The organism is Gammaproteobacteria bacterium, assembly GCA_019911805.1.
Classification (GTDB): domain Bacteria; phylum Pseudomonadota; class Gammaproteobacteria; order Thiohalobacterales; family Thiohalobacteraceae; genus JAHJQQ01.
Genome location: JAIOJV010000125.1, coordinates 19,192 through 45,351 on the forward strand (window position 1 = coordinate 19,192; position 26,160 = coordinate 45,351).

General features: G+C 60.3%; 28 protein-coding genes and 1 tRNA gene. 23 read left to right on the forward strand and 6 right to left on the reverse strand.

Annotated features, from left to right (window positions below; translation table 11 throughout):
• The first annotated feature begins 192 nt into the window (after positions 1 to 192).
• From K8I04_15575 to K8I04_15630, 12 genes are all read left to right on the forward strand, one after another.
• The gene (locus K8I04_15575; GenBank protein ID MBZ0073136.1) at positions 193 to 1,005 is read left to right on the forward strand and encodes an AAA family ATPase; all 813 of its coding nucleotides are present in this window, start codon (positions 193 to 195) and stop codon (positions 1,003 to 1,005) included.
• A gap of 77 nt (positions 1,006 to 1,082) precedes the next feature.
• Positions 1,083 to 1,859, forward strand: coding sequence for a helix-turn-helix domain-containing protein (locus tag K8I04_15580; protein ID MBZ0073137.1), 777 nt, complete (start codon positions 1,083 to 1,085; stop codon positions 1,857 to 1,859).
• 18 nt (positions 1,860 to 1,877) lie between these two features.
• Positions 1,878 to 2,264, forward strand: coding sequence for a SirB2 family protein (locus K8I04_15585; protein MBZ0073138.1), 387 nt, complete (start codon positions 1,878 to 1,880; stop codon positions 2,262 to 2,264).
• Entirely contained in the window at positions 2,261 to 3,886 is a 1,626-nt protein-coding gene (locus tag K8I04_15590; GenBank protein ID MBZ0073139.1) for a NosR/NirI family protein, read from the forward strand. The genes K8I04_15585 and K8I04_15590 overlap by 4 nt, the downstream gene beginning before the upstream one ends.
• Before the next feature lie 230 nt (positions 3,887 to 4,116).
• Positions 4,117 to 5,856, forward strand: a complete 1,740-nt coding sequence (locus tag K8I04_15595) for a nitrite reductase (GenBank protein ID MBZ0073140.1) — start codon at positions 4,117 to 4,119, stop codon at positions 5,854 to 5,856.
• A gap of 147 nt (positions 5,857 to 6,003) precedes the next feature.
• Positions 6,004 to 6,792 carry a uroporphyrinogen-III C-methyltransferase gene (cobA, locus tag K8I04_15600; GenBank protein MBZ0073141.1) on the forward strand — a complete coding sequence of 263 codons (789 nt, stop codon included), beginning with the start codon at positions 6,004 to 6,006 and terminating at the stop codon, positions 6,790 to 6,792.
• A 172-nt stretch (positions 6,793 to 6,964) separates the two neighbouring features.
• Positions 6,965 to 7,264: a cytochrome c gene (locus K8I04_15605; protein MBZ0073142.1), complete on the forward strand. Its 300-nt coding sequence runs from the start codon at positions 6,965 to 6,967 to the stop codon at positions 7,262 to 7,264.
• Positions 7,265 to 7,404: 140 nt separating this feature from the next.
• Complete coding sequence (locus K8I04_15610; protein MBZ0073143.1) at positions 7,405 to 8,571, forward strand: protein nirF; 1,167 nt, start codon at positions 7,405 to 7,407, stop codon at positions 8,569 to 8,571.
• A 173-nt stretch (positions 8,572 to 8,744) separates the two neighbouring features.
• Positions 8,745 to 9,212, forward strand: coding sequence for an Lrp/AsnC family transcriptional regulator (locus K8I04_15615; protein ID MBZ0073144.1), 468 nt, complete (start codon positions 8,745 to 8,747; stop codon positions 9,210 to 9,212).
• Complete coding sequence (locus tag K8I04_15620) at positions 9,209 to 9,757, forward strand: AsnC family protein (protein MBZ0073145.1); 549 nt, start codon at positions 9,209 to 9,211, stop codon at positions 9,755 to 9,757. The genes K8I04_15615 and K8I04_15620 overlap by 4 nt, the downstream gene beginning before the upstream one ends.
• A complete protein-coding gene (locus K8I04_15625; protein ID MBZ0073146.1) occupies positions 9,754 to 10,233 on the forward strand; it encodes an Lrp/AsnC family transcriptional regulator in 480 nt (159 codons plus the stop codon). Before K8I04_15620 ends, K8I04_15625 begins: the two co-directional genes overlap by 4 nt.
• Before the next feature lie 2 nt (positions 10,234 to 10,235).
• Positions 10,236 to 10,751, forward strand: a complete 516-nt coding sequence (locus tag K8I04_15630) for an Lrp/AsnC family transcriptional regulator (GenBank protein MBZ0073147.1) — start codon at positions 10,236 to 10,238, stop codon at positions 10,749 to 10,751.
• A 69-nt stretch (positions 10,752 to 10,820) separates the two neighbouring features.
• Here K8I04_15630 and K8I04_15635 read toward each other — a convergent pair whose 3' ends face one another.
• Positions 10,821 to 10,991 (reverse strand): hypothetical protein, encoded by a 171-nt coding sequence (locus tag K8I04_15635; GenBank protein ID MBZ0073148.1) that lies wholly within the window; start codon positions 10,989 to 10,991, stop codon positions 10,821 to 10,823.
• Between K8I04_15635 and nirJ the strand changes: the two genes are divergently transcribed.
• On the forward strand, positions 10,990 to 12,192 hold the full coding sequence (gene nirJ, locus K8I04_15640) for a heme d1 biosynthesis radical SAM protein NirJ (GenBank protein MBZ0073149.1): 1,203 nt from the start codon (positions 10,990 to 10,992) through the stop codon (positions 12,190 to 12,192). The two genes, K8I04_15635 and nirJ, sit on opposite strands and share 2 nt — an antisense overlap.
• Positions 12,193 to 12,389: 197 nt before the next feature.
• Positions 12,390 to 13,922, forward strand: coding sequence for a nitrite reductase (locus K8I04_15645; protein ID MBZ0073150.1), 1,533 nt, complete (start codon positions 12,390 to 12,392; stop codon positions 13,920 to 13,922).
• A gap of 317 nt (positions 13,923 to 14,239) precedes the next feature.
• On the opposite strand, the gene K8I04_15650 is transcribed toward K8I04_15645, so the two are convergent.
• Together K8I04_15650 and K8I04_15655 are read right to left on the reverse strand one after the other, a co-directional pair.
• Positions 14,240 to 15,196, reverse strand: coding sequence for a sigma-54 dependent transcriptional regulator (locus tag K8I04_15650; protein MBZ0073151.1), 957 nt, complete (start codon positions 15,194 to 15,196; stop codon positions 14,240 to 14,242).
• A 55-nt stretch (positions 15,197 to 15,251) separates the two neighbouring features.
• Positions 15,252 to 15,929: a sulfite exporter TauE/SafE family protein gene (locus K8I04_15655; GenBank protein ID MBZ0073152.1), complete on the reverse strand. Its 678-nt coding sequence runs from the start codon at positions 15,927 to 15,929 to the stop codon at positions 15,252 to 15,254.
• Positions 15,930 to 16,191: 262 nt separating this feature from the next.
• Here K8I04_15655 and K8I04_15660 point away from each other — a divergent pair, with 262 nt between their 5' ends.
• From K8I04_15660 to K8I04_15695, 8 genes are all read left to right on the forward strand, one after another.
• On the forward strand, positions 16,192 to 16,968 hold the full coding sequence (locus tag K8I04_15660) for a TetR/AcrR family transcriptional regulator (protein MBZ0073153.1): 777 nt from the start codon (positions 16,192 to 16,194) through the stop codon (positions 16,966 to 16,968).
• 260 nt (positions 16,969 to 17,228) lie between these two features.
• Positions 17,229 to 18,212: a 5'-nucleotidase gene (locus K8I04_15665; protein MBZ0073154.1), complete on the forward strand. Its 984-nt coding sequence runs from the start codon at positions 17,229 to 17,231 to the stop codon at positions 18,210 to 18,212.
• A gap of 76 nt (positions 18,213 to 18,288) precedes the next feature.
• Positions 18,289 to 18,489 carry a hypothetical protein gene (locus tag K8I04_15670; GenBank protein MBZ0073155.1) on the forward strand — a complete coding sequence of 67 codons (201 nt, stop codon included), beginning with the start codon at positions 18,289 to 18,291 and terminating at the stop codon, positions 18,487 to 18,489.
• A 684-nt stretch (positions 18,490 to 19,173) separates the two neighbouring features.
• Positions 19,174 to 20,085, forward strand: coding sequence for an HNH endonuclease (locus K8I04_15675; protein ID MBZ0073156.1), 912 nt, complete (start codon positions 19,174 to 19,176; stop codon positions 20,083 to 20,085).
• A 149-nt stretch (positions 20,086 to 20,234) separates the two neighbouring features.
• The gene (locus K8I04_15680; GenBank protein ID MBZ0073157.1) at positions 20,235 to 22,139 is read left to right on the forward strand and encodes a DUF262 domain-containing protein; all 1,905 of its coding nucleotides are present in this window, start codon (positions 20,235 to 20,237) and stop codon (positions 22,137 to 22,139) included.
• Between the two features lie 650 nt (positions 22,140 to 22,789).
• Positions 22,790 to 23,194, forward strand: a complete 405-nt coding sequence (locus K8I04_15685) for a hypothetical protein (protein MBZ0073158.1) — start codon at positions 22,790 to 22,792, stop codon at positions 23,192 to 23,194.
• Positions 23,195 to 23,251: 57 nt separating this feature from the next.
• Positions 23,252 to 23,893 (forward strand): cold shock and DUF1294 domain-containing protein, encoded by a 642-nt coding sequence (locus K8I04_15690; GenBank protein MBZ0073159.1) that lies wholly within the window; start codon positions 23,252 to 23,254, stop codon positions 23,891 to 23,893.
• A 125-nt stretch (positions 23,894 to 24,018) separates the two neighbouring features.
• Positions 24,019 to 24,453 (forward strand): PACE efflux transporter, encoded by a 435-nt coding sequence (locus tag K8I04_15695; GenBank protein ID MBZ0073160.1) that lies wholly within the window; start codon positions 24,019 to 24,021, stop codon positions 24,451 to 24,453.
• A 169-nt stretch (positions 24,454 to 24,622) separates the two neighbouring features.
• Here the strand turns inward: K8I04_15695 and K8I04_15700 are convergent.
• From K8I04_15700 to K8I04_15710, 3 genes are all read right to left on the reverse strand, one after another.
• Positions 24,623 to 24,699: transfer RNA gene (locus tag K8I04_15700), tRNA-Arg, on the reverse strand.
• Between the two features lie 128 nt (positions 24,700 to 24,827).
• On the reverse strand, positions 24,828 to 25,049 hold the full coding sequence (locus K8I04_15705; GenBank protein MBZ0073161.1) for a hypothetical protein: 222 nt from the start codon (positions 25,047 to 25,049) through the stop codon (positions 24,828 to 24,830).
• Between the two features lie 45 nt (positions 25,050 to 25,094).
• Positions 25,095 to 25,385 carry a hypothetical protein gene (locus K8I04_15710; GenBank protein ID MBZ0073162.1) on the reverse strand — a complete coding sequence of 97 codons (291 nt, stop codon included), beginning with the start codon at positions 25,383 to 25,385 and terminating at the stop codon, positions 25,095 to 25,097.
• A gap of 418 nt (positions 25,386 to 25,803) precedes the next feature.
• Between K8I04_15710 and K8I04_15715 the strand changes: the two genes are divergently transcribed.
• Complete coding sequence (locus K8I04_15715) at positions 25,804 to 26,154, forward strand: c-type cytochrome (GenBank protein MBZ0073163.1); 351 nt, start codon at positions 25,804 to 25,806, stop codon at positions 26,152 to 26,154.
• The last annotated feature ends 6 nt before the right edge of the window (positions 26,155 to 26,160 follow it).

A 26,160-nucleotide genomic window follows, 5' to 3' on the forward strand; every position in this document is an offset into this window, starting at 1 on the left:
ACACAAGCATAATCAGCATGTTACGCTGCATCGCTCCGCTGCGTGCCGCCCCGCCCGGGGTCAGGATCGGGGCGGCCTGATTTATGTCAAGGCGGTCCCGGTGCCGCTCCTGTCTCATGGTGGCGTCCGCATTCGGCCCGACTATCGGAGATGCGCCCCGAAATGCCCCCGGAGATGCTCCCGGAGATGCCCATGGATGCCCCTGCTCGACCCCTGCGCACGTCCAGCGGCGAGTTACCGTTCTATCGGCCGCAGGCCAACGAGATCGGTGTGTTCGAGCACGCCTATCGCAACCGACTGCCCGTTCTGATCAAGGGACCGACCGGCTGCGGCAAGACCCGCTTCGTGCGCCACATGGCCGCGCGTCTGGGGCGGCCGCTCTACACCGTGTCCTGCCACGACGATCTGAGTGCCGCCGATCTGGTCGGCCGCCACCTCATTGGTGACGGTGCCACCTTCTGGAATGACGGGCCGCTGACCCGCGCCGTGCGCGAGGGTGCGATCTGTTACCTGGACGAGGTGGTCGAGGCACGCAAGGACACCACGGTAGTGTTGCACCCGCTGACCGACGATCGCCGTATCCTGCCCATCGAGCGCACCGGCGAACTGCTGGAGGCGCCGCCGGAATTCATGCTGGTGGTCTCGTACAACCCCGGATATCAGAATCTGCTCAAGGGCCTGAAGCCCAGCACCCGGCAGCGCTTCCTGGCCCTGCGCTTCGAGTTTCCCAAGCCGGAACTGGAGCAGGCCGTGGTGGAGACCGAGACCGGTATCGACACGCTGCTGGCACGGCGCCTGGTCGGGCTCGCCAACAGTCTGCGTGCCCTCAAGGATCACGATCTGGAAGAGGCGGCCTCGACCCGCCTGGTGGTCTACACCGCCACCCTGATCAAGGCAGGCATGGACCCGCTGGAGGCCTGCCGTACCGCCCTGGTCGAACCACTGACCGACGATGTGGAGACCACCGCCGCACTGCTGGAGGTGGTCGATGCGCATTTCGGCTGAATATATGCAGGCCGCAAGATGCCCCGCAGGAATCGCCCTGTCCCTGACTCCATGACCGCGTTGCAGGAGGAATGACGATGACCCAAGCCCAGACAGCCGTAGCCGAATCGTGGTTGCGCGAAGTGACCACCCCGCTCGGTCAGGCCCGCGTGGCCTGCAAGCAATGCAGCCTGCACGGCGTCTGTGCGGTGCTCGAATCGGATCAGGACGACCGGAGTTTCGTGCAGCGCAGTCGTGTCGGCAGCGGTAAGACGCTGTTCCACGCCGGCGACCGTTTCCAGGGTGTCTACGCCGTCACCTCCGGCGCCATCAAGACCTACGCGCAACTCGGGCAGAACGCCACGCAGCTGGTCGACTTTCATTTTCCAGGTGATACCGTCGGTCTGGAGGCGGTCGACTGCGGCGCGTACACCTACACCGCCCAGGCACTCACCGAAACGCTGGTGTGCCGCCTCGACCCGAGCCGGGCGCCCGGGTTCGCCGACCGCCAGCGCGACTTCCAGATGGAGGTGATCCGGGCCCTGGGTGAGCAATTGCGTCACGAACAGAGCCTGTCCATCCTGCTGCGCACCCAGGCGGCGGAGCAGCGTATCGCGACCTTCCTGCTGAGTCTGGCCGGCCCGTCGCTGTGGACGCATACCCGTGGCGTCGATCTGCAGCTGCCGATGTCGCGCAAGGATATTGCCAATTATCTCGGTATCGCCGTGGAGACGCTGTGCCGGTTGTTCAAGCGCATGCAGGAGGATGGCCTGGTGGAAAGTCAGGGCCGGCGCGTGCGCCTGACCAATATCGACGCCCTCAGTGACATTGCGCGCCCGGCCCCGCTGACGGGCAACGCCAGCCGCCCGGTCTGAGACGGTACCCGCCATTCGATGAGCTTCTATGGCCTGATCAAGGCGGTGCACGTCGGCAGCATGCTGATGAGCATTTCGCTGTTCTTTGTACGCGGCCTGTGGATGATGCGTGCGCCCGCGCGGCTCGCGCAGCGATGGGTGCGGGTGCTGCCGCACATCATCGATACCGTGTTGCTGGCCAGCGCGCTGACGCTGGTGTTCCTGAGCCGGCAGTATCCCTTCGTCGAGCCCTGGCTGACCGCCAAGGTCGTCGCCCTGCTGGCCTATATCCTGATCGGCATGTTTGCGCTACGGCGCGGCCCCAACCGGGCGACGCGCATCACCGCCTGGTTCGCGGCACTGCTCGTGTTCGCCTACATCGTCGGCGTGGCACTGACGCGGAATCCCTGGGTGTTCGCCGTATGAGCACCGGACCCGTCACCGTGCCGTTGCGAGTGCTCTGGTGGTGTGCCTTGCTGCTCGCCATCGTGACGGGTTCCGCCATCGCCGCCGGCACCGGCGACGCCAGCGATAATGCGGTGCCGGACGATGGTGGCGATATCAGCCGCTATTATGTGCTGGTACAGGCGTTCTTCCCCGCCGCCGACCACATCGGGCCACTTGCCGGCGAACCGCCGGCCGCGGAGGTGCACGCGGCCGGCCGGGTGGTCGGCTACGTGTATCTGACCGATCACATCCTGCCCATCCCGGCGTATTCCGGCAAACCCATCAGCACCCTGGTCGCGCTGGACCTCGAGGGCCACATCGCCGGTGTGCGCATCGTGCATCACGAGGAACCCATTCTGCTGGCCGGCGTCTCCGAGCAGCAGTTGCACGCCTATGTCGCACAGTATCAGGGTATCGACGTGCGCGACCGCATCAAGGTCGGCGGCCGACCGGCCGAGGGGATGGCGATCGTGGACGCGATCAGCGGCGCGACCATCACGGCCATGGTCATCAACCAGACCATCGCCAAGACAGCGCAGCGCGTCGCGGAGGCACGCGGGCTGCTCGACGGTCTTGACGCGTCGCCGGTCGCGGCGCTGTCCGACGACAGCCGCCCCATCTGGCGACTGGTCTGGCATGAGCGTCAATTCCGTATCGGCGTACTGGTCACCGCGCTGGCGGCGCTGACGCTGATCCTGTTGTTTCAGGACTGGCTGGCGGCCCGTCCGCGGCTGCTGCTGTACGTGCGCGATGGCTTTCTGGTGTTTACGGTCGTGTTCATCGGCTGGTATGCCATGGCGCAGCTGTCGGTGATCAACGTGCTGACCTTCGTGCACGCCATCGGCCGCGATTTCCGCTGGGAAACCTTCCTCATCGATCCACTGATGTTCATCCTGTGGAGTTTCGTGGCGATGACGTTGCTGCTGTGGGGCCGCGGGGTCTACTGCGGTTGGCTGTGCCCGTTCGGCGCGGTGCAGGAGCTGACCAATCAGCTGGCACGACGCCTGGGGGTACGGCAGTGGGAGTTTCCCGAGGTGGTGCACGAACGGCTGTGGGCACTGAAATACATCGTGCTGCTGATCCTGTTCGGCATGTCGCTGCAGTCCCTGCAGCTGGCCGAGCAGTATGCCGAAGTGGAGCCCTTCAAGACGGCGGTGACCCTGCGTTTTCAGCGCGAATGGGGTTATGTGATCTATGCTGCCGCGCTGCTGGTAATCTCGATCGTGAACCGCAAGTTCTACTGCAAGTATGTCTGCCCGCTCGGTGCGGCGCTGGCGATACCGGCGCGCCACCGCCTGTTCGACTGGTTGCGGCGGCGCAAGGATTGCGGCAAGCCGTGTCAGATCTGTGCCAACGAGTGCGAGGTGCGCGCCATCTCGCCGACCGGCGAGATCAACGTCAACGAATGCCACTACTGTCTCGACTGCCAGGTGACGTTCTGGAATGAGGGCAAGTGTCCGCCGTTGGTGCAGCGTGGCAAACGGCACGCGCGCGGCGCGCGGGCGCGTGAACTCGCCCAGGAGATGGTGCTGAGCTTCCGCGCGCCGGAGTCGTCGGACACCGAGTCCGGACCGGACAGCGATGACCGCGCGTCACGCTGAGCCGGCCACCCTCTTTTTGAACCCGGTGCCTGTCACAGTATCGACATGCCTGTCCCACAGACCGGTGCAGCACGCCTGAACCGGTAAGCAACAGCAGTCAGTCGCAATAAGGTTGACTTTTACTACCCCAATGTTTCTACCGTTGACCTGCGTCAAGGAAAGGGCCGGGGGGAGCGCCTAAAACACACTCAAACACCAGCTTCCCACCAGACCGCTAAGGAGTGATCAAAATGAGAGACAGCACCACACATGGCAGCGGGCTACTCGCCCTCACTGCCGCCATCGGTTTGGCGCTCGGGCCGCTGGCCGCCAGTGCGCAACCCACGGAACATCCGGGCACGCCGGAGACGGAGATGCGCTACAAGGGCGCACCCATACCGGGTGACCCGGCACAATTCCAGGACACCCTGGTACCCCATGCGCCGGCCCTCACCACCGAGGAATTCACCCGCGCCAAGCAGATCTATTTCGAGCGCTGTGCCGGCTGCCACGGCGTGCTGCGCAAGGGCGCCACCGGCAAGCCGTTGACGCCCGACATCACCCTGGAGCGCGGCACCGAGTATCTGAAGGCGTTCATCAACTTCGGTTCCCCGGCGGGCATGCCCAACTGGGGTTCGTCCGGCGTGCTGACCGACGAGGACATCGATATCATGGCGCGCTTCCTGCAGCAGGAGCCACCCGTGCCGCCCGAGTACAGCCTCGCCGACATGAAGGCGACCTGGAAGTTGATCATTGCACCGGACAAGCGGCCCAAGAAGCAGGAGAACAAGCTCGATCTGGAAAACCTGTTCTCCGTGACCCTGCGTGATGCTGGCCAGATCGCACTCATCGACGGCTCCAGCAAGAAAATCATCATGACCATCGACACCGGCTATGCGGTGCACATCTCGCGTATGTCGGCCTCCGGACGCTATCTGTACGTCATCGGCCGCGACGCCAAGATCGACCTGATCGACCTGTGGATGCGTGTCCCGCAGACGGTCGCCGAGATCAAGGTCGGCATGGAGGCACGTTCCGTCGAGACCTCGAAGTACAAGGGCTGGGAGGACAAACTCGCCATCGCCGGCACCTACTGGCCGCCGCAGTTCGTGATCATGGAAGGTGACACCCTGGAGCCGAAGAAGATCGTCGGAACCCGCGGCATGACGGTGGATACGCAGGAGTACCATCCGGAGCCGCGCGTGGCGGCGATCGTGGCCTCGCACGAGAAGCCGGAGTTCATCGTCAACGTGAAGGAGACCGGTAAGATCCTCATGGTCAACTACGAAGACCTGGACGACATGAAGATCACCGAGATCGGTGCCGCACGCTTTCTGCATGACGGCGGCTGGGACAGCACCCGGCGCTACTTCATGAGTGCGGCCAACCAGTCCGACAAGATCGCCGTGGTCGACTCCAAGGAAGGCGAGCTCGAGGCCCTGATCGATGTCGGCAAGATCCCGCATCCCGGCCGTGGCGCCAACTTCGTGCACCCGAAGTACGGCCCGGTCTGGGCGACCAGTCACCTGGGCGACGAGACCATCTCACTGATCGGCACCGACCCCAAGAAGCACGAGAAGTATGCCTGGAAGGTGGTCGAAACGCTGAAGGGCCAGGGCGGCGGTTCGCTGTTCGTCAAGACCCATCCCAAGTCCACCAATCTATGGGTGGATACGGCGCTGAACCCCGACGAGAAGATCAGCCAGTCGGTCGCGGTGTACGACATCCGCAATCTGGGTAAGGGCTTCGAAGTCGTGGACATCGCCGGCATGGCGGACGTCGGCGAAGGGCCGAAGCGCATCGTGCAGCCCGAGTACAACCGGGCGGGTGACGAGGTCTGGTTCTCGGTGTGGAACGGCAAGACCGAGCAATCCGCGATCGTGGTGCTCGACGACAAGACGCGCAAGCTCAAGGCGGTCATCAAGGACGAACGTCTGGTGACCCCGACCGGCAAGTTCAACGTCTACAACACCATGCACGACGTGTATTGATGGCGGGTCGGCCCCCGGCGTGGGTGTACCCACGCCGGGGATCGACAGATACAAGAGGCAAGAGGCAAGAGGCAAGATACAAGGGGTGATCGGTTTTTGACTTGTATCTTGTACCTTGTCTCTTGTATCTCCCAACAAGGGGGAACCATGTCTGAAGCCTGTGTTTATCTGGTCGGTGCCGGTCCCGGCGATCCCGATCTCCTGACTCTCAAGGCCCATCGTCTCCTGCAGGAGGCCGATGTAGTGGTCTACGACCGCCTGGTCTCGCGGGAAATCCTCGCGCTCATTCCCACCGGCACCAGCCGCATCTTCGTCGGCAAGGCGTCCGGTAATCATCACATGCCGCAGGAGGACATCAACGAACTCCTGGCGAACCTGGGCTGTCGTGCCCGCACGGTCGTGCGCCTCAAGGGCGGCGATCCACTCATCTTCGGCCGCGGCAGCGAAGAGGCACTGCATCTGGCGCGCGCGGGCGTGCGCTTCGAGATCGTGCCCGGTATTACTGCTGCCTCGGCCTGCACCACCTATGCGGGCATCCCGCTGACGCACCGCGGCCTGGCCGGCAGTGTGCGCTTCATTACCGGCCACTGCCGCGCGGATCAGCCGCTGGAGCTGGATTGGCACAGTCTCGCCGATCCCAACACCACGCTGGTCATCTACATGGGCCTGGCAAATCTGGCCGAAGCCCAGGACAATCTCATCATGGCCGGGCTGGCGGCAGACACGCCGGCCGCGCTGATCGAGAACGGCAGCACACCGCGGCAACGGCGCCTGCTTACCCGTCTCGATGGCCTGGCGGCGACCGCAGCCGCCGAGCGGGTGGTCTCGCCGGCACTGGTGATCATCGGCAACGTGGTGAGTCTGGCCGGCGAGCTGGATTGGTTCGGTGAGGCGCTGGTGAATGATGACTATGCGGACTGTGGTGCGCACGGCTGACGCGGGTGCGGAGAATCTCAAGGCCGTAGTCGGTGCAGGGTGCACCGATGTAGAGTGCGTCGGCGTAGGGTGCGTCGGCGCAGCGACGCACCATGACTGCAGCGCACCGGTGCGTCAGACTTCGTCTCGACGCACCCTACGCCGATGCACCCTACGTCGGCGTATCCTACGCATGGCGTTGGCGGCGGTCGTCGTTTCGATCTGTAGCGCCGCGGCGGCGATCGAGCCGGCGCGCCAGGCCGAGTTGCGGAATCTGCTCGAGCAGGACTGCGGTTCCTGTCACGGCATGACCATGAAGGGCGGCCTGGGCCCGGCGCTGCTGCCGGCCAATCTCAACGGCAAGCCCGACGGCCTGCTGATTGCCGCCATTCTCGAAGGCCGCCCCGGTACCGCCATGCCCCCCTGGCGCAGCCTGCTGACCAAGGCCGAAGCGGAATGGCTGGTCGAACAGCTTCGAGAAGGTCCAGAGTGAATTCGTCAACCACAAAGGACACGCAGGGCACCAAGAAAAACATCCGGAAATGCCTTGATAAGATGGCACAGCGTTGACTGGCAGAAGGCCAGTTGACTGTTCGAGTGAGCGAGCCTATGTCTGCATACCCCCATAAGAATATGTTCACTTTGTGTCCTTCGTGTCCTTTGTGGTTGATCCTGCTCACCGCACTGCTGATCGGCTGCGCCGCGGCGCCGCTGCGGGGGACAGGTGATCTCGGGGTGGTCATCGAGCGCGCCACGGGCAGTGTGCTGATCGTCGACACCACGCATACTGCGACGCTGGCGCGGGTGGAGGGGCTGGGCGATCTGTCGCATGCCTCGGTGGTGTACTCGCGCGATGCGCGCTACGCTTACGTGTTCGGCCGTGACGGTGGCCTGACCAAGGTCGATCTGCTCACCGCGCGTATCACGAAACGCATCATCCAGGCCGGCAACAGCATCGGTGGCGCCATCTCCCAGGACGGCCGGCTGATCGCCGTATCCAACTACGAGCCGGGTGGCGTCAAGGTGTTCGACGCCGACACCCTGGAGCAGGTCGCCGACATCCCCACCGGCGTGAAGGTCGTGGGCCTCGCCGATGCGCCGGGGCAGCAGTTCGTGTTCAGCCTGTTCGAGAGCGGCGAGATCTGGGTCGCCGACCTCAGCGAGCCGACCCGCCCGCAGCTGACCCGGTTCTCCGACATCGGTCGCGAGCCCTACGACGGCCTGGTACTCGGCCACGGCCGCTACTATCTGGCCGGCCTGTTCGGCGAGGACGGCCTGGCACAACTCGACCTCTGGCATCCCGAAGCCGGCGTACAGCGCGTCCTGCCGGACTACGGACGCGGCCAGGAGCGCTTGCCGGTCTTCAAGATGCCGCACCTGCAGGGCTGGGCGCTGGCCGGGGACTATCTCTTCGTCCCGGCCGTCGGTCTGCACGCCGTGCTGGTCATCGAACGCGCCACCTGGAAGGAGGTCGCCCGTATCCCGGTGCACGGCCAGCCGGTGTTCGTGATCGGTCGCCCCGACGCCCGCCAGGTGTGGGTGAACTTCGCCCACCCGCGCAACGATACCGTGCAGGTCATCGACGTCGACACGCTGCAGGTCGTGCGCAGCCTCACGCCCGGCAAGGCGGTGCTGCATCTCGAATTCACCCCGCGCGGTGAGGCCGTCTGGGTCTCCGTCCGCGACGAGGATCGCATCGACATCTTCGACACCCGGACCTTCGCACGTATCGGTTCGCTGCCCGCCCGCAAGCCCAGCGGCATCTTCTTCACCCACCGCGCGCACGAGATCGGATTGTGACGAGAGCCTGTGAAATTTGAACCACGAAGGACACAAAGGTGGGCCAAGGGCCGTACGGCCTCAGGTTATGCCCGTAGTGTGCAGCCACGGTATTGGTTTCATGTTTGCAGAAGTCTTTGCTTTGTGTCCTTCGTGTCCTTTGTGGTTGAAATTGCCGACGCATGAGATGTGAAATGGACCGCCGTGCCGAATTGACCGACCTGGAGCGCCGCCTGCTGGATCGTTACCAGCAGACGCTGCCGCTGTCGCCGACGCCCTATGCGGACATGGCGGCGGCGCTGGACAGTACCGAGGAGGCCGTGCTGGTGGCGCTGGGGCGCTTGCAGCAACTCGGCGTCATCAGCCGGGTCGGGCCGGTGTTTCGCACCCATGCGGTGGGAGTGTCGACGCTGGCGGCCATGGCCGTTCCGGAAGAGCGGCTGGAGGCGGTCGCGGACATCGTCACCAGCTTCGCGGCGGTCAACCACAACTACGAACGGGAACACGACTTCAACCTGTGGTTCGTGGCCACCGCCGCCACTGACGCCGAGCTGTCTGCCGTCCTGGCAAACATCGAAGAATTGACTGATATCAAGGTTATGCCATTACCGATGCTGGAGGATTACCACATCGACCTGGGATTTGACCTGAAATGGACATGAACAGCCCCCAACAGCGTTTCGGCCGTACCGATGTGCGCGTCGCCCTGAGCGCGGCCGACCTCGCCCTGATCGGAGCCATCCAGGGCGGCCTGCCGCTGGTGTCGCGGCCCTTTGCGCAACTGGCCACGCAGACGGGTGAAACCGAACAGGCGGTGATCGAGCGCCTGCAATCGTTGCAAGACCGCGGTGTCATCAAGCGCATGGGTGCGGTGGTGCGCCACCGCGAGCTCGGCTATCGCGCCAACGGCATGGTCGTCTGGGACGTGCCGGATGAGCAGGTCGACGAACTCGGCCGTTGCCTCAGCCGCTTCGAATTCATCACCCTGTGCTACCGTCGCCCGCGCCAGGGCGTGGACTGGCCCTACAACCTGTTTTGCATGATTCACGGCCGTGACCGCGAGGAAGTCCGGGGCAAGGTACGCCAGCTGGTACAGTGCTGCCAGCTGGAGGCCATCCCGCACGCCATTCTGTTCAGCGGTCGCCGCTTCAAGCAGCGCGGGGCACACTACCGAAACGCCGCACGCCGCGAGGCGGTGTCGTCATGAGCACCGCTGCCGTGATCGATGCCCCGGTCGAACTGGATGCACTCGACCGGCGCATCATCAACCGGCTGCAGGACGGCTTCCCCATCAGCGAGCACCCCTACGCGGAGGTCGCCGCCGAACTCGACACCGACGAGGCGACCCTGATCGCGCGGCTTCAGGCCCTCCTGGATACCGGTATCCTCAGCCGTTTCGGGCCGATGTACCATGCCGAGCGCCTCGGTGGCGCGCTGACGCTGGCGGCGATCGCGGTCGCACCGGCCGATTTCGAGCGTGTCACCGAACAGGTCAACGCCTTTCCCGAGGTCGCGCACAATTACGCGCGCGATCACGAGCTCAACATGTGGTTCGTACTCGCCACCGAGACGCCGCAGCGCATCCCCGTCGTGATCCGCGAGATCGAGCGTATTACCGGCTATCCCGTCTTCAACATGCCCAAGAAGGAGGAATTCTTCGTGGGTCTGAAATTCCGAGTGTAACCATGTCCGCCGTTCTCGAGCCGCAGCAGATTTCCCCGCTGATCGACGCCATCGACCGCCGCCTCATTGTCGCGACCCAGGGCGGACTGCCGCTGGATCCGCAGCCCTATCACCGGCTCGCCGAGCGGCTCGAGCTGCCCGTCGCCGAGGTGATGACCCGCCTGCGACGCCTGCAAGGCGACGGTGTGATCCGCCGCATCGGTGCCGTACCCAATCATTACCGCCTCGGTTACCGCGGTAACGGCATGTCCGTCTGGGACGTACCTGACGCCGCCGTCCGCGAGTTGGGCCAGCGCATCGGCGCACTGCCATTCGTCAGCCACTGTTATCACCGGCCGCGCCACCTGCCGCACTGGCCGTACAACCTGTTCGCCATGGTGCACGGCCACGACCGGGCCGAGGTGATGATGCAGGTGTCGCGCATCGCCGAACAGCTCGGTAGCGCAGTGCGCGACCACGACGTACTGTTCAGCACTCGCATCCTGAAAAAGACAGGCATGCGTTTGGTCACAGAGTGATGTATTCGTTGTTTTGAACCACCAGGGAAAACTAGTGAACCGCCAAGACGCCAAGAACGCCAAGAAAGATTAGCGAACCGCCAAGGCGCCAAGACGCCAAGATTTTTCATGAATAAAGATTTTCTTGGCGTCTTGGCGCCTTGGCGGTTGAAACAGGTTTTCCTTGGCGGTCTTGGCGTCTTGGCGGTTCCAATTCTTTTTTGGTGGTTCACAAAGACACCCGATCAGGAGAATGCCCATGTTCCGGGTCACCCAATACATGCAGGCGCTGGCTGACGGCACGCCGCTTGGTCCGAAGCGCACGCCGCCCGGGCCGGTGGTGATCTGGAATCTGATACGGCGTTGCAACCTGGCCTGCAAGCACTGCTATTCCATCTCCGCCGATCACGATTTCCCCGGTGAGCTGACCACCGAGGAGGTCTACGCGGTCATGGATGACCTCAAGACCTTCGGCGTGCCGGTACTGATCCTGTCCGGTGGCGAACCGCTGCTGCGACCGGACATCTACGCGATCTCGAAACGCGCCAAAGACATGGGCTTTTATGTCGGTCTGTCCACCAACGGCACGCTCATCGATGAGAACAACATCGAACGTATCGCCGCGGTCGGCTACGACTACGTCGGTATCAGCATCGACGGTCTGCGCGCGACACACGACAAGTTCCGCCGTCTCGAGGGTGCCTTCGATGCCTCCATGCATGGCATAAAGCTATGTCAGGAGCATGGCATCAAGGTCGGTCTGCGCTTCACCCTCACCCAGGACAACGCCGAGGAACTGCCGGCCATCCTGGATCTGATGGATGCGCTGGACATCGACAAGTTCTATCTCTCGCACCTGAATTACGCCGGGCGCGGCAATCGCAATCGCAAAGACGACGTGGTGCACCAGCATACCCGCCGCACCATGGACATGTTGTTCGACCGCTGCTGGGCCGGCCTCCAGGCAGGGCGCGTGCACGAGTACGTCACCGGCAACAACGATGCCGACGGCGTCTATCTGCTGCACTGGGTACAGCGCAATTTCCCCGATCAGGCCGAGACCATGCGCGCGCGGCTGGCGCAATGGGGCGGCAACGCCTCCGGTCTGTGGGTGGCGAACATCGACAACCTCGGCAACGTGCATCCCGATACCTTCTGGTGGGACTACGATCTCGGCAACGTCCGGGAGCGGCCCTTCTCGCAGATCTGGCAGGACACCAGCGATCCACTCATGGCCGGCTTCAAGCAACAGCCACGCCCGGTCAAGGGCCGTTGCGGTGAATGCCGGTATCTGGATATCTGCGGCGGCAACACCCGCGTGCGTGCCTGGCAACTGACCGGCGACCCCTGGCAGGAAGACCCCGCCTGCTACCTCACCGACGAGGAGATCGGCGCCAGCGGCGACCATGAACGCCTGCAAGTCACACCCTATCGCCGCACCGTCCGTATCCATTCGGCATGAAATGAACTTCAACCACGAAGGACACCAAGGACACGAAGGTGTGATATGCAGGCCGGATTAGGCGCGCAGCGCCGTAATCCGACACCTCACACGGAATGTCGTCGGGTTATGCTGCGCCAACCTGACCTACAGGAACTGAGCAACCCATGTTTTCACAATCATCCCGCTTCGTGTCCTTGGTGTCCTTCGTGGTTAAAATGGGTCTTTTCCCGGTTGCGTGCGTTGCAACTGCCACCTATGCCGGACCCGACGTCAAATCGCTCTACCAGCAGCACTGCGCGGAATGCCACGGTGCCGAGCGGCTCGGGGGCATGGGGCCAGCGTTGTTGCCGGAGAACCTCGGCCGTCTGAAGCCGGGTGAGGCTGCTGATGTGATCGCCAACGGCCGGCCGGCGACGCAGATGCCGGGGTTTGCCGATAAACTCAAGCCCGAAGAGATCGCATCACTGGCGGACTACGCGTTCTCCGTGCCGGCGGTCGCGCCGCAATGGACGCTGCAGGACATCGAGGCGAGCCACGTCGTCCCGCATCCCTACGGTTCGTTGCCGGACAAACCGGTGTTCGAGGCCGATCTGATGAATCTGTTCATCGTGGTCGAGTTGGGCGATCACCATGCGACGCTGCTGAACGGCGACACCTTCGAACCCATTCACCGCTTCCAGACGCGCTTCGCCCTGCACGGCGGGCCGAAATATTCGCCCAGCGGCCGCTATGTGTATTTCGCCTCGCGTGACGGCTGGATCAGCAAGTTCGACATCTACAACCTCAAGACAGTGGCGGAGATCCGTGCCGGCATCAACACCCGCAACCTGGCGGTATCGCACGACGGCCGCTACGTGCTGGTCGGCAACTACCTGCCCCACAGCCTGGTACTGCTGGATGCCCGCAACCTCGAGCCCATCCGCGTGATCCCGGTGCAGGACGATCACGGCAACAGCTCGCGGGTGAGCGCGGTCTACACGGCGCCGCCGCGATCGAGTTTCATCGTCGCATTGAAGGATCTGCCCGAGGTCTGGGAGATCAACTATTCGGACAACCCGGAGCCGGTGTTCCGTGGCATGGTGCATGACTACCAGTACATGGAGGGTCTGGCTGAGAAGGGCCGGTTCCCGATCAAGTCCATCAAGCTCGACGACTATCTCGACGATTTCTTCTTCGATCCCGGCTACACCCACCTGATGGGTGCCGCGCGCAACGCCAAGAATGGCCAGGTGGTGAATCTCTATGTGGGCCGCAAGATCGCCGACCTCGACCTGGACGGCATGCCACATCTCGGTTCGGGCATCACCTTTGAATACCAGGACCGCCGTGTGCTGGCGACACCGAATCTCGCCAAGGGCGAGGTGAGTGTCATCGATCTCACCGACTGGAAGACCATCAAGCGCATCAAAACCCTGGGTCCGGGTTTCTTCATGCGCAGCCACGAGAATTCACCCTATGCCTGGGTCGATGTGTTCTTCGGTCCGAACAAGGATGCCGTGCACGTGATCGACAAGCGCACGCTGGAGATCGTCAAGACGCTGCGCCCGGCGCCCGGCAAGACGGCGGCGCATGTGGAATTCACCCGCGACGGCAAGTACGCCCTGCTGAGTATCTGGGAGATGGACGGCGCAGTGATCGTCTACGACGCCACCACGCTCGAAGAGGTCAAGCGCATCCCGATGAAGAAACCTTCGGGCAAGTACAACGTCTGGAACAAGACGCGCTATTCCGAGGGTACCAGCCACTGAGACGGGGCCGGCGGCAAGAGGCAAGAGGCAAGAGGCAAGAGGCAAGAGGCAAGAGGCAAGAGGCAAGAGGCAAGAGGCAAGAGGCAAGAGGCAAGAGGCAAGAGGCAAGAGGCAAGAGGCAACAAAGACGGGTTGGCCACGGAAGCACACGGAAATACACGGACAAGATCGAGAGGGTGAGGTACGCGAGACGCTACCACATCCCAAGCTTCCGTGTATTTCCGTGTGCTTCCGTGGCTAATATGGGTTATTACTGGGTTTCGCGCCGCTAAGGCATGCGCGCAGGGCCACCGTCAAGGGCGGCCCTGCGCGAGGTGTCACTGGATAGCGTATTTCTTCAGGCGATAAAGCAGGGTATCGCGCGTCAGGCCCAGCAGACGGGCGGCCTGCGAGCGGTTACCACGGGCCTGCGCCAGCGCCTGGCGGATCAGGCCGATCTCCAGCTTCTCGAGATGCACGCCCTCGGCGGGCAGGCTGAATACTTCCATGCCGGTCGGCTGGGGTGCCGGTTGGACGATTTCGAGGGGCAGATTTTCCGGTTCGATGGTGCGGCCGCTGCACAGAATGAGCATGCGTTCGCACAGGTTGCGCAGCTCGCGCACATTCCCCGGCCAACCGTACTGTTTGAGTGTCCGCAGGCTGCGCGCACTGTACCGTGGCGGCGCCAGTTCATACCGCTCAGCGAGGGCCGCGCTGTGGAATTTCAGCAGCGGTGGGATGTCTTCGACACGTTCCCGCAGCGGCGGCAGGTTGAGCGGTACGACGTTCAGGCGGTAGTAGAGATCGCGGCGGAAGCGGCCGGCGTCCACCTCATTCAGCAGATCACGGTTGGTGGCGGCGACGATGCGTACGTCGGCACGCTGCAGCGTGTAGTGGCCGACCGGCTGGTATTCACCGGATTCGAGGAAGCGCAGCAGCTTGGCCTGGGTGGCCATGGGCAGCTCGGCCACCTCGTCCAGAAACAACGTACCGCCGTCCGCCTGCAGGATATAGCCGGACTGGTCGGTGACCGCACCGGTGAAGGCGCCGCGGCGGTGGCCGTACAGCAGGGATTCCGCCAGGCCCTCGGGGATCGCCGCACAGTTCACGGCGATGAAGGGGTGTTTGGAACGCGGGCTGTCGCGATGCACCGCACTGGCCAGCAATTCCTTGCCGGTGCCGCTTTCACCATGGATGAGAACCGGCGCATCGGTCACGGCCACCAGCCGTGCGGCGCGCAGTACGGCTGCGAATGCCGGTGCCCCACCTATTACGCTTTCGTCGATCTCGCCCATGGCCTGTCGCCCCCCACTACCGTCAAAAAAAACACGCTTGCCAACACTATCACTGTTAGTCCTGGAAGTGTATATGACCTGAGTCATTTGGCGCGGTTCCCGGGGCATGTCCCACATGCTCTCCGGGGGCAAACCAAAGGCTCCCGATACCGAACAGGATCAGACTCAGGCCGATCAGCGTCCGTACCGCCGGGATCCGGGGCAGGCGTGCCGCCCAGCCGGCGAGCAGGCCGGCGGTGAGCACCGACGGGAGGGTACCCAGGCCGAAGGCCGTCATATAGAGCGCGCCCTTGAACGGGTCACCGGCGGCGGCCGACCACAACAGCGTGGAATACACCAGACCGCAGGGCAGCCAGCCCCAGATCAGTCCGAAGGCCATGGCCCGTAACGGCGACCGCACCGGCAGCAGGCGCTGACCGATGGGTTCGATGTGCCGCCACAGCGGCACCCCAATCCTTTCCAGGTGGGCGAAGCGGGAGAACCAGCCGGCCAGATAAAAGCCCATGCCGATCAGCAGCAGGGCCGCGAACACCCGCAGCAGGGTGTGGCCATAGGTCGGGCTGAGGGTGCCGAACAGGCCCTGGCCGAGACTGCCGACCAGCGCGCCGGCCAGGGCGTAACTGGTGATGCGCCCGAGGCTGTAGGACAGGGTGTAGGTCAGCAGCAGCGGTTTGTTGGCCCGTACCTCCGGCGGGAGGCTCAGGCTCAAGGCCCCGATGATGCCGCCGCACATGCCGATGCAATGCAGCGAGGCGGCGAGACCGATCAGGACAGGGGCTAGAAGCGTCAGATCCACAAAATTTCCGGGGTCATGGCGACGCCCGGGCAGGCCGCCGCGCACGCCAGTAAGAAGGTGCGCCGCTATGGTACGCCAAGGCGGCGCCTCTGTCAGGCCCTAAATGTCGATATAATTACTTGTATAATCAGTTTGTTAGGAAGTTTGATCGGGACCGCATTCAAACCGGCCTGGCATCAAACTTTGGGGTGCGCTATAAATGAAGCCCCCGCTCGGAGACCAGACCATGCCGCCGCCGATGTCCGATGATACGCGCACCGCTCCCACCGCCCCCGCCGCCCAGCCGACCGCGCGGGTCAGGGTCCCCCTGCGGGAGCGCAAGTTCTATCAGACGCGCCTGCGGCTCGCCCGCGCCCTGCGCGACCGGCTGGGCAGTACCCCGCTCGATGAGCTGAACGTGCGCGATCTGTGCGAAGAGGTCGAGGTCTCCGAGGCCACCTTCTTCAATTACTTCCCCAGGAAGACCGACCTGCTCGCCTACCTCGGCCAACTCTGGTCGGTGGAGCTCGCCTGGCACGGCCAGCAGGCCCTGGCGCGCGGCGAAAGCGGCCTGACGGCGGTGCAGCACGTCTTCGAGCAGGCCGCGCGGCAGTTCCAGGCGGCCCCCGGCGTGGCCGGCGAACTCATCGCCTGGCAGGCCCGCGCCCGCACCCGGCATGCGCCCGAGCCCTTGAGCGCCAACGAACGCCGCCTGGCCTTCCCCGAGCAGACGGGGATCGAGGCGCTCGCCGACCAGGGCCTGGAACAGACCCTGACCAGCGCCCTGCAGCGTGCCGTCGACCAGGGCGAGCTGCCCCACAACACCCACCTGCCAATCGTGATGGTGTCCCTGCTGTCGATCTTCCACGGCGTCGCACTCGCCCTGCGCCTCGGCAACCCCTCCGGCATCGGCGCAATGTACCGCCAGCAGCTGACCATCCTGTGGAGCGGCGTACGGCAGGTCGCAGGGACGCGGTCGTCGGTTGCGGGAACGTGATGAGGGTGCGGTTTCGAGTCTACAACGCTGCGCGTGCCGGATGCTCTCAGGCTGCGCCCGAGGGGCGGGAATCACGCGGGTGCGTTCGAAGAGATTCAAACTGTTGATTGCTGCCTTGCAGATTTTTTAGTGCCGCGACACCTATATCACTCCCGCAAGGCGTTGAGTGAAGAGGTGTTCCGGGATATCAGGTTCCAAAAGCCACTATGCAGATGCTACTTTTGGGTCCGATACTTATGGTTCGATAACAAAGGTGAGAGATGGCTTACCCTATTGAAAGAAAACTCGTTGTCGCTGTCTCTTCAAGTGCACTTTTTGATCTTTCTGAGTCCCATACCGTTTTCACTGAGAAAGGGTCGAAGGCGTACAAGATATTTCAGGAAGCCAACTTAAATAAAATACTTGCCAAAGGAGTGGCATTTCCTTTTGTTCGACGTTTCTTAAACATCAATAAACGATTCCCGAAGCAGTCGCCTGTAGAAGTAGTGCTTTTGTCTAGGAACTCAGCCGCCACAGGGAAGAGGGTTTTCCGTTCAATCGCCCACTATGGACTAAACATTACACGCGCAGCTTTTATGGATGGTGAGTCTCCATATGAATACATTCCAGCATTCAATGCTTCCCTCTTTTTGTCAGCCAACGAGAAGGATGTAAAGAAAGCCATAAGTAGCAAGTACCCTGCTGGCACCGTTCTGCCCAGCAAGGTCAATGATGACGAAACAGAGGAAGAGCTTCGCATAGCGTTCGACTTCGATGGCGTCATTGCAGATGATGAGTCTGAAGCTATTTATAAAGGAGGCGACTTACCTATGTTTCAAACTTATGAAGTTACCAACGCACATATCCCACACAAACCCGGCCCCCTTGCGGATCTTTTTCAAAAGCTTTCATTTATGCAAAAACTTGAAGACAAGGAACAAGAGAAGGACAGAAATTACAAGCGCATTATTCGGACAGCGATCGTTACAGCTCGAAATGCTCCAGCACACGAAAGAGTAATAACAACGTTGGAGCATTGGGGGGTAAGCGCAAACGAAACATTTTTTTTAGGCGGAATGAAAAAAGAACGAATACTTACTCGGTTAAAACCACATATGTTCTTTGACGACCAAAGAAGCCATCTTGAATCGGAGGCGGGTAATATACCAATGGTGCATATTCCTTTTGGCATTGCCAACACAACCATTAAACAATTCGCTCCAGAAGGGCTGAACCACCAGCCACTTTTGCTACCGCAAAAGTAGGCTTCGTATCAAACTCATCTGCGCTAAGGTGTTATGTATCATAGACATTAAACAGTCAATCCGGAGGAGAATAAGCATGATTGATCGATATACAAAAATAATTTTAACAGTAATAGCAATTAATCTCACAGTAATTGTTGCCGGTGATGCAGCTAAATTGTTTATTCCAGAGGTTTGGGCACAACAAACGATCCCTGTCTTTGTTGAAGGCGGACGGCTTGATTATGAAACCGATGTAAGTGGTGGCCCAACACTTAAAGTTTGCACCAATTGCTGAGACGAGTTGCAGCCTGGATTTCCCCTAAAACAATAGACACCCGTATACTTTAATTTAAAACGTGTGAGTGTCTACCGTTTTGAGGGAAGTCCAATATTGGGAGGCCGAAAGTGGCGTAGAAAGAGAAACAACTTCATGTTGCTGAACTCAGGTGTTAGGTGCTACAGGAGGGGGCTTTGGCATTCGGAGTCGCTGGTAAGGTATTCGTGATTTGGCTGGGTCTTCTTGTGTTGGCCATTGTGAATGGCACGCTTCGAGAAGCGATCCTTATTCCAACACTAGGAAAACCCCCAGGGCTCATCCTTAGCGGCACTCTCCTGTCTGGAGCCATTCTTGCAATTGCATACTTTGCGTTGCCGTGGCTTGGGCGGTCATCGGTTGCAAGGTACGTCGCCATTGGCTTTGGTTGGTTGTGCCTCACCTTGGCGTTTGAGTTTACGTTTGGACTTCTTATCCAAGGTAAACCGTGGTCACAAATACTTGAGGCGTACACTTTCAAAGATGGGAACATTTGGTCCCTTGTTCTACTTGTCACAGCTAGTGCGCCATACCTCGCCGCCAAGTTCAGAGGTTGGGCGTGAGGTCGGCAGCGCCTAATAAATCGTTCAAGCGTGACTCCGTTTCGCTGCGGTCATTTAACTCGAACATTGAGTGCCTACCGAGCGGTTGTAGGAGATCGATGCAATGAATTCGTCCGATTTGGATTACCTCGTCAGAAACCAAGTGTTCGAATTCCTTGGCGAACTCACCAAACTTCACGGTGATGTCCTTCCAATCGCTCCATTACGAGCTGGCACTTGGTTTCGAGGCGAGCGGGTGCCGCTTCTCGGACCGCAGGGAATCTTCAAGCCCAGAATATTGGAGCTTCCACTTTCAATCACCACCGCACCGAACAGCCCCTACGATGACTCGTTTACTTCCGAGGGTATGGTGCGATATCGATACCGGGGCACTGATCCCCAGCATCATGACAATGTGGGCCTCCGGGCCGCAATGATGCACAGGAGGCCCTTGGTGTACTTCCATGGCGTAGTGCCAGGCCGGTATGTCGCGGCATGGCCCGCATTCATTGTTGCTGACGATCCAAAGGGGTTGTGCGTAACTGTCGCGGTTGATGACAAGGCGTCACTCTCAACTCCGATGGAGCACTGGGTGGCGGATGACGGTTCCGCTGCTCGCCGCAAATACATCACTTCTGCGGTAAAAGTTCGGTTGCATCAGCGGCTTTTCCGCGAGCGAGTGCTGGCCGCGTACCGGGAGCAATGCGCATTGTGCAGGCTTCGGCATGTGTCTCTTCTTGAAGCTGCTCATATCACCCCAGATTCCGATCCAGGTGGTGAGCCTGTAGTGACCAATGGCGTGTCCCTGTGCAAGCTGCACCATGCTGCGTTCGATCAGAACATCCTCGGCATCCGCCCCGATTACGTGGTCGAGATCAGAAGCGATATCCTGAAAGAGGTGGATGGCCCAATGCTCCGGTTTGGGCTTCAGGAAATGCACGGTAGTAAGATCAATGTGCCACGCCGGCAGCACTTGAGGCCTGACAAAGTGGCCCTTGAGCAGCGGTACCAATCGTTCCTGGAAGTACAGTTATAATGGCACCCAATAAATCGTTGCAGCGAACGTTTGGCCCGGTGCGTACTTTTACTACCAAAAAATACGTATCGTCTCAAACACTGTTGAAGTCAGCCGTTAGACATAAGAGCTGACAAACTTCTACCCACCCACTAACAGAGAATTGCATTATGGCTGGTTCGACCTTTCAGACTAATCCTTACGACCTTTACAAGCTCTTGGAAGATTGTCATCGCGGTATTCTGCAATTGCCGGACTTTCAACGTAGCTGGGTATGGGATGAGGAGCGAATCAAGAGCCTAATTGCGTCGATCTCGCGTGCCTTTCCAGTGGGTGCACTAATGACGCTGGATACGGGTGGCGAAGTGAATTTCAAGCCGCGTCCTGTGGAAGGTGCGCCCACCGAGGCAAAAAATACCTTGCCTCACTCCCTCTTGCTGGATGGACAGCAGCGCATGACTTCGCTGTATCAGGTGACGTTGCGCGGCAAGGTGGTCGAGACGGTCACTCCAAAAAATAAGAAAGTAAAGCGCTGGTTCTACATTGATATCCGCAAAGCATTGGACCCCACAGTTGACCGCGAAGAAGCCATCGTCGGTGTACCTGAGGATCGAGTTATCCGGACCGATTTTGGTCGCGAGGTCGTGCTTAATCTATCCACGTCGGAGAACGAATACACGGCACTGATGTACCCCGTGACCCAGGTATTCGACTGGGACCACTGGCAAGATGGGTTCGATGAGCAGTGGCGCGGCGACGGACACGAGGCAGTACGCAAAACCTTTCGTGCCTTCAAAAGCCTAGTGCTGGAGAATTTCAAGTATTACCGTGTGCCAGTGATCTCATTGGACCGCAGCACCTCTAAGGAGGCAGTGTGCGTCGTGTTCGAGAAGGTGAATACCGGCGGCAAGCCGCTGGATGCCTTCGAGCTGGTGACGGCGATGTATGCGGCAGACGGTCACGAGTTGCGTAAGGACTGGTACGGGGACGAAGAGCACAAGGGGCGCCATCGACGTTTTGTCGATACATTGCGCCCGGCTGACTCAGAAGCGGGGATCATCGCTAACGTTAGCAATACCGACTTCCTGCAAGCGATCTCGCTGTTCTACACGCGGGAGCGCCGTCGCGAAGCGGAGCGTGCAGGCAAAACAGGCAAGGAGCTGCCGGCCGTGATCGGCAATCGCCAAGCACTGCTGAATCTTCCGCTGACGGCTTACAAGCAGTATGAGAAGCAAGTGGAGCAAGGCTTCTCGCAGGCAGCGAAATTCCTGCATATGCAACATATCTACCGCATCTTTGATCTACCCTATCAATCGCAAATCGTGCCGCTAGCGGCCATCATTGCCGATCTCGGCGAGGCCTGGGAGCACGAAACCAACCGTGCCAAGCTGGTGCGCTGGTACTGGAATGGCGTGTTCGGTGAGCTATACGGCTCGGCAGTGGAGTCGCGCATTGCCCGAGATTTCATGGAAGTGCCGCGCTGGCTGCAGGGCGGGCCAGAGCCTTCCACGGTGAGCGAGACCAATTTCCGTGCAGACCGCTTGAAGACCATGCGCATGCGCCTTTCAGCCGCCTACAAGGGCGTAAACGCGCTACTGATGAAGGAAGGGGCGGAGGATTTCCGTTCCGGGCAAAAGTTTGACCATACCGTGTTCTTCGGCGAGAACGTGGATATCCACCACATCTTCCCGCAGGACTGGTGCAAAAAACAGGGCATCAAACCCGCGATATACGATTCCATCATTAACAAGACGCCGCTGTCATTCCGCACCAACCGCATCATCGGTGGTGTTGCCCCATCTGCATACTTAGCCAAGCTAGAAAAGGGCGACGTGCAGACTCCGACAATCGATCGAGCTCGTCTGGATGCCTACCTACGCTCGCACCTTATCGACCCGGACATGCTGCGTAGTGATGACTTCGAGACCTTCATGGGAGACCGGCAGAGACAATTGCTTGCGCTAATTGCGCAGGCGACCGGCAAGGCCGCCTACACAGGAGATGTACCTGAAGAGGGCGTGGATGTGGAAGGCGATGCAGATATGATCGAAGCCGAGATGGTGATTCCTGCGTGATTCAGGGCAGCAGCGGCAAGACCACGTCCAGCAGCGCCATCAATGCGGACGGGATAGTTCCTACAGTTTGGTGGGCGCCCTGAGCTAAAGAGTCAGGAGTGTCGAAGATACCGAAGCTAAAACCTAGGGCAACCTATAACTACAGCAACGAATTCAGTATTATAACGATAAGGTTGAGTCAATTAGACGGGGTTGCCGTGCAAGATATCGACGACGCACTTTTCATCCACCTGTTTATCTTTTGTAGTGGTCAACTGATTCTGGACACTTTGTAAAGATCTTTTTCATAATCCAACGATGTTTTGTAACCGGACATCCAGTACAGGTACTTAGCATTGTAATATACCGCCACATCTCCCTGGAGATCGGCGATCGCCTCCTGCCGGATTTGGTACAACCGATCACCGATGCATCTGACCACTTTATTTCGCCGCCACCCAAGCATGGATGATTTTAAGCAAATCGTCTTTGCTGTCCTTCAGTGCCCTTGTGGTCCGCCGCTACTTTCCACGACTATGCAGGGGGACCTTTCGAAAAGATTAAGGCCGCAATCTCGGCCTCGCAGATGTCGCGAGGATAGCGCTTACCATGAAAAAATGAAGCGCCGCACCATATATAAATATGGTTAATCGTAATAAAAAATAGCGAAGATGAAACTTGAGCAAGATCCTCACCGCTTGGCCCAGCTCAGCGCTCATCATATACCGGAGCGATCGGGAATCTGGTGGGTTACTGTAATCGCTATTGGCGTGCTTATCGGCAATCTGCTGAGTTTCGGGTCGTATCAACTTTATGTAAGCTGGGAATTGCACCAACTGGCAATCTCGTTGAGAACCGAGGCAGATAAACAAGCGGAAAGATCGAAGGCAAACATGGAGCGCATCGCAAAAAACAATGAGGCGTTGAGAAAGGAGCGGGAAAAGCAAAGTGCGATTAACGCCGCGCTTTTGGAAACCTGCGCGTTCTGGAGGCAGCAGGTAGTGAATGAAAATACGCTGCAAAATAGAGCCTACCGAGATGCTGCATGCTCTCGTGCAAGTAGCTCCGTTCGGTGAGTGCCATTGCTAACCAGCGTTGCCGCGGCGTTAGGCCACAATAGACAAGTAGGTTGAATGCGTTTACAGGGGAAAATCACGCGTTGGGATGATGAAAAAGGCTTTGGCTTCATCTCATGGCATGGCGATGGGAGTTCGGTCTTTGTACACATTAAAGCCTTCTCACGAACGTCACGTCGGCCGGAAGTAGGGGATATTGTTTCTTACGAAGTGGCCAAAGGTAAGGACGGCAAATCAAGAGCCGAAAAAGTCCGTTATTCAGATCAATCAAAACCTAAAAAGCGGGCAGCTGATAAGCGTCAACATGGCTTATTACCGGTTATTTTTACCTCATTGTTCGTGTGCTTCCTACTTGTCGCTGCATACTTCAACCGAATATCTTGGTTGGTAGTGAGTGTGTACTTTGCAACGGGCCTTATTACTTTTTTCACTTACGGTTGGGATAAGTCATCGGCCCGATTGGGGAACTGGCGTACCCCAGAATCAAACTTGCATTTGATGGGGCTGGTTGGTGGCTGGCCCGGTGCGTTGGCAGCACAACGCCTTTTACGACATAAGTCCAGCAAGCAGGAATTCTTATCGGTGTTTTGGGTTACAGTATTTCTGAACGTGGCGGCAGTAGGTTTCCTGGTGTGGAGTGGTGATACAGGTTTCATCAATCAACTTATAGACGAGGTTTGGCAGAATGCGGCCTACTGAATTGCTGTAATCGACGTTTGACCCGCCACCCATTATTCTGCCGCAAAAACGGGCGTCACCTCAAACGCACCTGAACCCAGGCACTCGGCCTCAATCAAACCAAACGCCACCATCGTGATTTCATCATGAGCCCCAGAAGCCGACGCGTACTGCAGGCAATCCTGTATGAGGCTTTTGCCATTACCTTCGTTGCACCAGTCTTGAGTGTCATTTTTGACGAACCGCCTACCTCAACCATAGGGCTTGCTTTTGTTCTATCGAGTATTGCGCTCGGGTGGAACTACGTGTTCAACACAATCTTCGAGTACTGGGAGGCGCGTCAGTCGGTACAAGGTCGTTCGTTTGTCAGGCGCCTGGCGCATGGCATTGGGTTCGAGGGTGGCCTCGTTGTCATGCTGGTTCCAGTGATGGCGCTCTGGTTGAATACTTCAGCACTGAATGCGTTCCTGGCGAATCTTGGTCTCTTAGCGTTCTTCTTCGTCTATGCCATTGCTTTCACATGGGCCTTCGATCGCGTGTTCGGCCTTCCAGAATCCGCGGTAAAGCATGGTGAGCCCTAATCTGTCGTTTCAGATGTCCGCTTTGGAAGCGGCTTAATTCAACTGCTGGAAATGGGGAATTACTGTGCGTTTGAAGGGGTGGCTCGAAGGCCGTGTGCGGAGCGGGGCTTCGCGCACGCCCTCAGACTGAGTCTGAGGGCTGGAAATCACGCGGGTGTGGCATCGGAGATGGCGCGCCCGACAGGATTCGAACCTGTGACCCCCGCCTTCGGAGGGCGGTACTCTATCCAGCTGAGCTACGGGCGCAATGCTTGGACGGGGTACTTTACAGGGCGTCGGCGCCGGCGTCCATGGCGGCACGCTGGCGCTGCGATGAGTGCTGGTGCGGGCTTGCAGCGATCGGCGCGGTGACGGTTGCGGCTCTGCGGTGTGCTTCAGGCGAAGGTGTCGAGCAGCGCACCGAGCATGTCGTCGGCCGCCTCGATGACCTTGGCGGAGGCGGCGACCTGCAACTCCTGCGGCTTCAGTGCGACCAGGGCGGCGGTCATGTCGGTGGTGGTGCCTGCGCTGGCGATCTGGGAGGCGCTCGTGCGCACGCCCTGCACACCCTTCTGGATGCCGAGCTGGCCCAGCGCCGCGATGGAATCTATGGTCATGGTCGGTATGCCTCGCTGGGTGTGGTGGCCACGGTGCCCACTGTATCAGACGAACAGGTCGAGCAGCCGCCCGACGTCCCCCCCGGCCGCACCGATACTGTCTTCGTCTAGTTCGGCGCCCGTCTGCTGGGCGGCTTCGGTGGACGGCGATGCCGTTTCAGGGTGCGCGTCGTCCGGGTGCCCTTCCCGGTGCCGCCGGTCCTCCGGGCTGATGGTCTCGACCTCGTCGGGGCCGGCCACCGGCCGGGCGGTTTCCTGGGGCGTCTGCTGCTGTGCCGGTCGCGGCGGTTCGACCGCGACGTGACTGATCGGGATGGGGGCGGGGATGATGATCATGCTGGATCAACCGGTCGTGGCGGTGGCTGGTCGGTTGCCTCGCCGCGGGTCCTGGGGGCGATTGCGGTCCTCGCGGCGTGGCTGGGTCCCTCCGCTGAGCCTATCGGCTCAATCGAATTCTATCTTTAGTAGAGCCGGGGTTGAGTCGGGATTGAGCCAGGGTCGAGGCTCAAATAGTGATGCTTTTCCGTGAGCTGCATTTCCCGCTATACTTCTTCCCTTGTGAGCGTACCGCCTCGGTGGCGGGCCCGCTCCACGCCACACATCGTAATGGAGATATCCCACCGTGAGCCATCAAGACAGGGTTTTCTTTGGTACATTCGCCGCCATTCTGGGCTTCCTGATCGTCTTTGCGGTGGTGATCTATTTCATCGCCCGGTCCATCGGGAACGCCGAGGCCGCCACCGATGAAAACGCCCTGTTGACTCAGGTCATCGAGGAGAACATCAAGCCGGTGGGCACGGTGGTGGTAGCCGACGAATCGGGCGCCACGGCCGCCGCTGAAGACACTGCTGCGGCGGCGGCTCCGCGCGCCGGCGACGAGGTCTACAACAGCGCCTGCATGGCCTGTCACGCCACCAGCGCCGCCGGCGCGCCCAAGGTTGGCGACACGGCCGCCTGGGCGCCACGCATCGAACAGGGCATGGACACGCTGGTGCAGCACTCCATCAATGGGCTGCGCGCCATGCCGCCGCGCGGGACCTGCGCCAATTGCTCCGACGATGACCTGAAGGCCGCGGTCACGTATATGGTCGAGCACAGCCAGTAAGCCGTC